The sequence below is a fragment of the Curtobacterium uvaldense genome (assembly GCF_028307415.1).
GTDB lineage: Bacteria > Actinomycetota > Actinomycetes > Actinomycetales > Microbacteriaceae > Curtobacterium.
This window is the reverse complement of record NZ_JAQMHU010000024.1, coordinates 43288-49365: the sequence shown is the minus strand read 5'-3', so window position 1 is coordinate 49365 and position 6078 is coordinate 43288. Positions and strand designations below refer to the sequence as shown.

General features: G+C 72.8%; 6 protein-coding genes. 1 reads left to right on the top strand and 5 read right to left on the bottom strand.

Annotated features, from left to right (window positions below; genetic code table 11):
• Positions 1-93: 93 nt before the first annotated feature.
• The 3 genes from PIJ49_RS13230 to PIJ49_RS13220 all read right to left on the bottom strand — a co-directional run bounded on the left by PIJ49_RS13230 (position 94) and on the right by PIJ49_RS13220 (position 2978).
• A complete protein-coding gene (locus tag PIJ49_RS13230; protein WP_066652332.1) occupies positions 94-1413 on the bottom strand; it encodes an ABC transporter substrate-binding protein in 1320 nt (439 codons plus the stop codon).
• 89 nt (positions 1414-1502) lie between these two features.
• Entirely contained in the window at positions 1503-2564 is a 1062-nt protein-coding gene (locus PIJ49_RS13225) for a LacI family DNA-binding transcriptional regulator (RefSeq protein WP_066652330.1), read from the bottom strand.
• Between the two features lie 111 nt (positions 2565-2675).
• Positions 2676-2978, bottom strand: coding sequence for a hypothetical protein (locus tag PIJ49_RS13220; RefSeq protein WP_066652329.1), 303 nt, complete (start codon positions 2976-2978; stop codon positions 2676-2678).
• Between the two features lie 103 nt (positions 2979-3081).
• On the opposite strand from PIJ49_RS13220, the gene PIJ49_RS13215 reads away from it, so the two are divergent.
• Complete coding sequence (locus tag PIJ49_RS13215; protein ID WP_251155317.1) at positions 3082-3591, top strand: BLUF domain-containing protein; 510 nt, start codon at positions 3082-3084, stop codon at positions 3589-3591.
• A 96-nt stretch (positions 3592-3687) separates the two neighbouring features.
• On the opposite strand, the gene PIJ49_RS13210 is transcribed toward PIJ49_RS13215, so the two are convergent.
• Together PIJ49_RS13210 and PIJ49_RS13205 are read right to left on the bottom strand one after the other, a co-directional pair.
• Positions 3688-4368, bottom strand: a complete 681-nt coding sequence (locus PIJ49_RS13210) for a response regulator (RefSeq protein WP_271826807.1) — start codon at positions 4366-4368, stop codon at positions 3688-3690.
• The gene (locus PIJ49_RS13205) at positions 4365-6026 is read right to left on the bottom strand and encodes a sensor histidine kinase (protein WP_271826806.1); all 1662 of its coding nucleotides are present in this window, start codon (positions 6024-6026) and stop codon (positions 4365-4367) included. The genes PIJ49_RS13210 and PIJ49_RS13205 overlap by 4 nt, the downstream gene beginning before the upstream one ends.
• Positions 6027-6078: the final 52 nt, after the last annotated feature.

Sequence of the window (6078 nt, the reverse complement as noted above, 5' to 3'; positions counted from 1 at the left end):
CCCCCCCCCCCCCCCCCCCCCCCCCCCCCCCCCCCCCCCCCCCCCCCCCCCCCCCCCCCCCCCCCCCCCCCCCCCCGGCGCAGGTGGAGGGTGTTACTGCGACGGCCAGGAGTCGTCGATGGCCTTGAGCGTCTGGTCGAGTGACTGCTGACCCGCGGTCCAGGCCGTCAGGTTCGTCCACTCGGTACCGGCACCGACGGCTCCGGGCATCTGGTCGGAGGCGTCGAAGCCGAACACCTTCGAGTCCTTCACGGCCTGCTGCGCGACCTTCTGGAACGGGCTGGTGTACTCGGACGCCGGGAAGTCGTTGTGCGGCGAGAGCGCGGCCGACCAGTTCTTGGCGTAGCCGTTCGTGCCGAACTCCTTGCCGACCAGGTAGTCGACGACCTTCTTCGTGTCGTCGTCCGTCTTGAACGCGGCGACCAGGTCACCACCGCCGAGCGTGCCGGAGGTCGCGGCACCCTCGGGCGTCGGGAGCGGGAAGGCGTTCACGTTCGTCGTGTCGCCCTTCGCGATCTGCTCCTGGATCGCAGCCGGGAAGTTGCCCGTGATGAAGGTGCCCTGGCGCATCATGTAGCACTGCCCCGCCGACTTGCCGCCGTCGACGAACAGGTTGTTGCCCGCCGCGCCGAAGTCGGTGGACGCCATGGCCTTGCCGCCGCCGTTGACCGCGCCGTCGGCGAAGATCATCGACTCGACCTTGCCCGCGGCCTGCTTGACCAGGGGCGAGTCGAACTTCACCTCGTGGGTGATCCAGTCGTCGTACTTCTCGAGGCCGCCGTAGCGGAGCACGTACTCCTCGAGCCAGTCCGTCATCGGCCAGCCGTTCGAGCCCTGCGACGCGATGCCGACGCACCACGGGTAGCCGGAGCCGTCCTTGATGATCTTCTCCTGCAGCGCGGTGAGCTCGGCGTCGGTCTTCGGGACCTCGTACCCCTTGGCCTCGAACGCGGCCGGGTCGTACCAGACGAGCGACTTCACGTTGATGTTGTAGGGCAGGCCGTACGTCTTGCCGTTGACCTTCGCGATGTCGGCGAGGCCGTTCGCCTCGTCCGCGGTGACGCTCTTGACGTCCACGAGGTCGTCGAGCGGCTGGATGCCCTGGCTGATGAGGGACTTGAGCACGCCGGGCTGGGGGAAGATCGCGACGTCGGGGGCCTGGCCGCCCTTCACCTGCGTGACGATCGACGTCTGGAAGCTGTCGCTGCCCGAGTACTTGACCGTGATGCCCTGGCCCTCGGCCCACGTGTCCAGGTCCTTCTGGAACGCCGTGGCCTGCGCACCGGTGAAGCCACCGGAGATCGTGACCGTGCCGTCGGACGATGCGGATCCTCCGGCGCTGCAGCCGGTCAGCGTCAAGCCGGTCCCGACCGCGAGCGCGGCGGCGACGGCGATGCCCTTACGAAGCCTCATTACTTCGACCTTTCACTCGCACAAACCCAAATCGTTTTGTGTTGAGGAAGAGCATCACACAGGGGCCGACCGCTCGCCACGGGCGCGGGTCACGAACGAGTAACGGTTACCGGTCCGATCGAGTCGCGGACGACGAGCTCTCCGCGGAGCCGCTCGACCCCGGCACGCGGCGTCGGCGGTGCGGTCAGCGCTCCCGTCTGCTCGAGCGCACGGCGGACCGCCGCACGACCCATCTGCTCGTGCGGGAGCGCGACGGTCGTCAGGCCCGGACGCAGGGCGGCGGCCACGAGCTGCAGGTCGTCGATGCCGACGACCGACAGGTCACGGCCGATCCGCATGCCCCGCTCCTCCGCGACCTGGTAGACCCCCATCGCCATCTGGTCGTTGAAGGCGAACACCGCGGTCGGGCGCTCGGCGGCGCGGTCGCCGGCTGCCTCCGGTACCGGTCCGAACAGCTCCGTCGCCGCCCGGAAGCCCGCTGCGGCATCCGCGACCTCGCCGACCGCGCGGACCACCACGGGGGTGCCGCCGGCCTCCACCAGGGTCCGCTCGTACCCCTCGACCCGGCCGGTCACGGCGGGACCGGCGCCCTCGACCGTCAGGTGCGCGATGCGCCGGTGCCCCGCCGCGAGCAACGCGCGGACCGCCGTCGCGGCGATGTCCTGCTCGTCGGGCACCACCGACGGCACCGGAGCAGCGGGGTCGAACGCGTCGAGCAGTACCGTCCGGGCCGGGTCGAGCGACCGCGGCAGCCGGATGACCCGGTTCGACGCCGAGGCGAACACCACCGCGTCGACCTGCCGCTGGATCAGGGCGTCGATGCGCGGGTCGTCGAACTCCCCGGCTGCGATGTCGACGATCATCAGGACGTGGTCGTGCGCGGCGGCCTCGGCCTGCGCCCCGACGATGATCTTGCCCGCGTACGGGGTCGACGCGATCTCCTCGGACACGAACCCCAGGACCGCCCGTCGGTCGGTCCGCATGGCACGGGCGATCGGGTTCGGCGCGTACCCGAGCCGTTCGACCGCTTCCTCGACCCGGAGGCGCGTCCGGGCACTCACGGTGCCCTTGCCGCTCAGCGCGTGCGACACCGTCGTGATCGACACCCCGGCCTCGGCCGCCACGTCGCGGATGCTCGTCGCTCGCGCCACGTGGTCTCCTGCTCTCTGCCCGTCCGGCCCGACGGCCCTTCCGGGAACCACCCGCGGACCGCACGTGCTGAGCCTAGTCACGCACTCGGCGGACGCGGGCGCGGCGAGGGACTAGCGCGGAGCGGGCGCTCCCACGGCGAGCGCCGACGCCAGGGTCGCGATCAGCCCGAGCCGGGCGAAGTACGGTCGGGCGCCCACGGGGAGCACCGCGATCAGGGCGAACGCGTTCGCGGCGGTGTCCGCGAGCCGGTCCTGCTCGGACGCCGACAGCGGCACCCCGGCCACGACGAGGGTCGCCCACCCGACGATCTCCGCGCTCGGCAGCTCCGGGTCGCAGGCACTGGCACGGTCCACGCCGTCGGGCAGTGGCGTGACGCGGTGTGCCTGCAGGACCGCCTCGAGCTCTTCTCGCATCGCTCCACCGTAGAGAGCGGCACGACGTCGGTCACAGGGAACCGGGGGACGTCACCGCCCGGTCACCGGGTCGGCTCTCGGCTCGCGCGGGTTGAGTGGACCCGTGCAGCCCTCATCGGAACCGACGCAGACCCCGGGTGACGGCGCGCTGCTGTCGCTCGTCTACGCCAGCCGCGCGGTCGTCGGCTTCGGACTCGACGACCTCGACGACCTGCTGGCGCACGCCCGCAGCGCGAACGCCCGCGCCGGCGTGACCGGCCTGCTGCTGTTCCGCGACCACCGGTTCCTGCAGCTGCTCGAGGGGCCCGCCACGGCGGTCCGCGAGAAGATGGCGTACATCGCCGAGGACCCGCGCCACGACCAGGTCACCGTGCTGCTCGAGGAACAGGTGCCCGCACGGCAGTTCCCGGACTGGTCGATGGGCTACGCGGCCGAGACCACCCTGCAGCGCGCCGCGGTGCCCGGTCACCGCACCACCTTCGACGACCTCGACTTCCTGCCCGACGACCACGGCGGGGCACCGGACCTCGCCGCGGTGCGGGAGCTCCTGCAGTGGTTCCGGCAGGACCGGACCGGAGCAGGTGCGGACGTGGGCACGGCCCGCGCACGCTGACCCCGCTGCCGGGGCGACCCGGCCACGGACGGGAGGCGCGGTGCCGGCCCGCACCGTGCCTCCCGTCCGGTACGCCTCACGCCCGCAGCGGGCCGATCAGCGCAACCAGCGGTACTCGTACTCCGGCCGTCCCTGCCCGCGGTGGCGGACGTCCTTGCCGACCTGCCCGGCGGCGGCGAGGTGCTCGAGGTACCGCCGGACGGTGACCCGCGACAGCCCGGTCGCCTCGGCGACCTCGGAGGCCGAACCACCGTCGGACCGCTGCAGCAGTGCGTCGCGCACCACCTCGAGCGTCTCCGGGGCGATGCCCTTCTCGTGGTCGGCGGGCGCGACCGGACGGAGCGTCCCGAGCCGCTCGTCGATGTCGGCCTGCGTGAGGGCACGACGGTCCTCGAACCCGCGCCGGAACTCGCGGTACGACGTCATCCGGTCGGCGAACGACCGGAAGCTGAAGGGCTTGACGAGGTACTGCACGACCCCGAGGGCGATCGCGTTCCGCACCGCCTGGACGTCGTGTGCCGCGGTCACCGCGACGACGTCGACGGCGGAACCGGCGGCCCGCAGCGTGCGGACGAGCTGCAGGCCGTGGGCGTCCGGCAGGTTCAGGTCGAGCAGCACGAGGTCCGGTCGCTCCGCAGCGACCGCGGCGAGCATCGCCCGACCGGTCCCCACGGTGTCGACCACGGCGAAGCCCTCGAGGCGCGACACGTAGGCCGTGTGCGCCTCGGCGGTCAGCGGCTCGTCCTCGACGATGAGGACCCGGATGGGCGCGGTCACGAGGGCACCGGCCCGGTGGTGATCTCGACGGTGAACGTGCTGCCGTCCGGTCCCGTGGTCACGGCGACGTCACCGCCGATTCGGGCCAGGGTGGCGCGGACGAGGTCGAGGCCGATGCCGCGTCCCTCGGGACCGGACTGCTTCGTCGACCACCCGCGCTCGTAGACGGCGTCGACGTCGGCGATGCCCGGTCCGTCGTCGCGGACGACGAGCCGGACGGTCCCGCCGGCTGCGGCGACGACGACGTCGACGCGGCCGCGGTCCGGGCCCTGCGGGGAGCCGGCGACGGCGTCGACGGCGTTGTCCACGAGGTTGCCGAGCACGGTGACCACGTCGGCGGGTGCGGCCGGGACGGGGTCGAGCAGTCCGCTCGTGTCGGCGACCAGGTCGACGCCGCGCTCGCCCGCCTGTGCCCGCTTGGCGGCGAGGAGGGCGTCGAGCACCTCGGGCTCGGTGTGCGCCGGGTCGGCGCACGGGTCGCTCTCGCCGGACGCGTCGGTCCCGGTGCGCCGGTCGGTCTCGCCGTGCCGCTCGACCTCGCTGTGGCGGTCGATCTCGTGTGCGGCGAACCGGATCGCCTCGTCGACCCGACCGAGCTCCATCAGTGCGACGACGGTGTGCAGGCGGTTGGCGAACTCGTGCGTCTGCGAGCGCAGCGCATCGGTGAGCGTCCTGGTGGCGGCGAGCTCGCCGGACAGGTGCAGCAGGTCGGTCTGGTCGCGGATGGTCGCGACGGTGCCGACCGGCCGGGTCGCCCCCCGCGGGAACGCCATCTCCTGGTTCACCACGAGCACCCGGTCGCTCGTGGCGTACGTCTCGTCCACGGCACGGTCACCCGATGCGAGCAGGGTCCGCAGGGCGTCCGGCACGTCGAGCGCCGCCAGCGGCACCGGATCCTGGCGTTCGGCCGGCGCCGGCAGGTGCAGCAGCTCCGCCGCACGGTCGTTGTGCAGGACGACCGCCCCCGACCGGTCGACGACCACGAGCCCCTCGTGCACCGAGTGGAGCACGCCCTCGTAGGACGCGAAGACCCGCGCGAGCTCCTCCGGGCCCCGTCCCGCGGTGACCCGACCGAGGTACCGGCTGAGCAACCACGAGAACAACGCGGACACCGCGACCACCGCCAGGCCGAGCAGGACGACCGACGTGAGCCGCGGCACGAGGGCACTCGAGATGTTCGCCACGGTGACCCCGGCGGCGACCAGTCCGACGATCCGGCCGTCGTCGTCGGTGATCGGCGTGACGGCCCGCACCGAGGGGCCGAGCGTCCCGGTGGAGGTCTCGGTGAAGGTCCGGCCGTCGAGCGCCGGCTGGACCGTACCGCGGAACGGCCGGCCGAGCTCCGACCGGTCGGGGTGCGTCCACCGGGTCCGATCGGGCGCCATGATCGTGATGAAGTCCGTGTGGGTGCGGCGCATCAGGTCGAGCGCGTACGGCTCGAGGCGCTCGGACGGGTCCGCGGTGGTCGCCTGCTGGACCACGAACGGGTTCCGGGCGATCGACACCGCGACGGCGGTGGACTTCTCGGCCGCGTCCGCCTCGAGGTCGGCTCGCGCCGAGGTCCAGCTCCAGACGCCACCGACCGCCACCCCGACCACGACGAACAGCAGCTGCAGCGCGAAGAGTCGCGCGGCGATGCTCCACCGACGGGGTACCACTGAGCTGCCTCCTCGCTCCGTTGCGGGACGACCCATCCTCGCGCACGGGGGC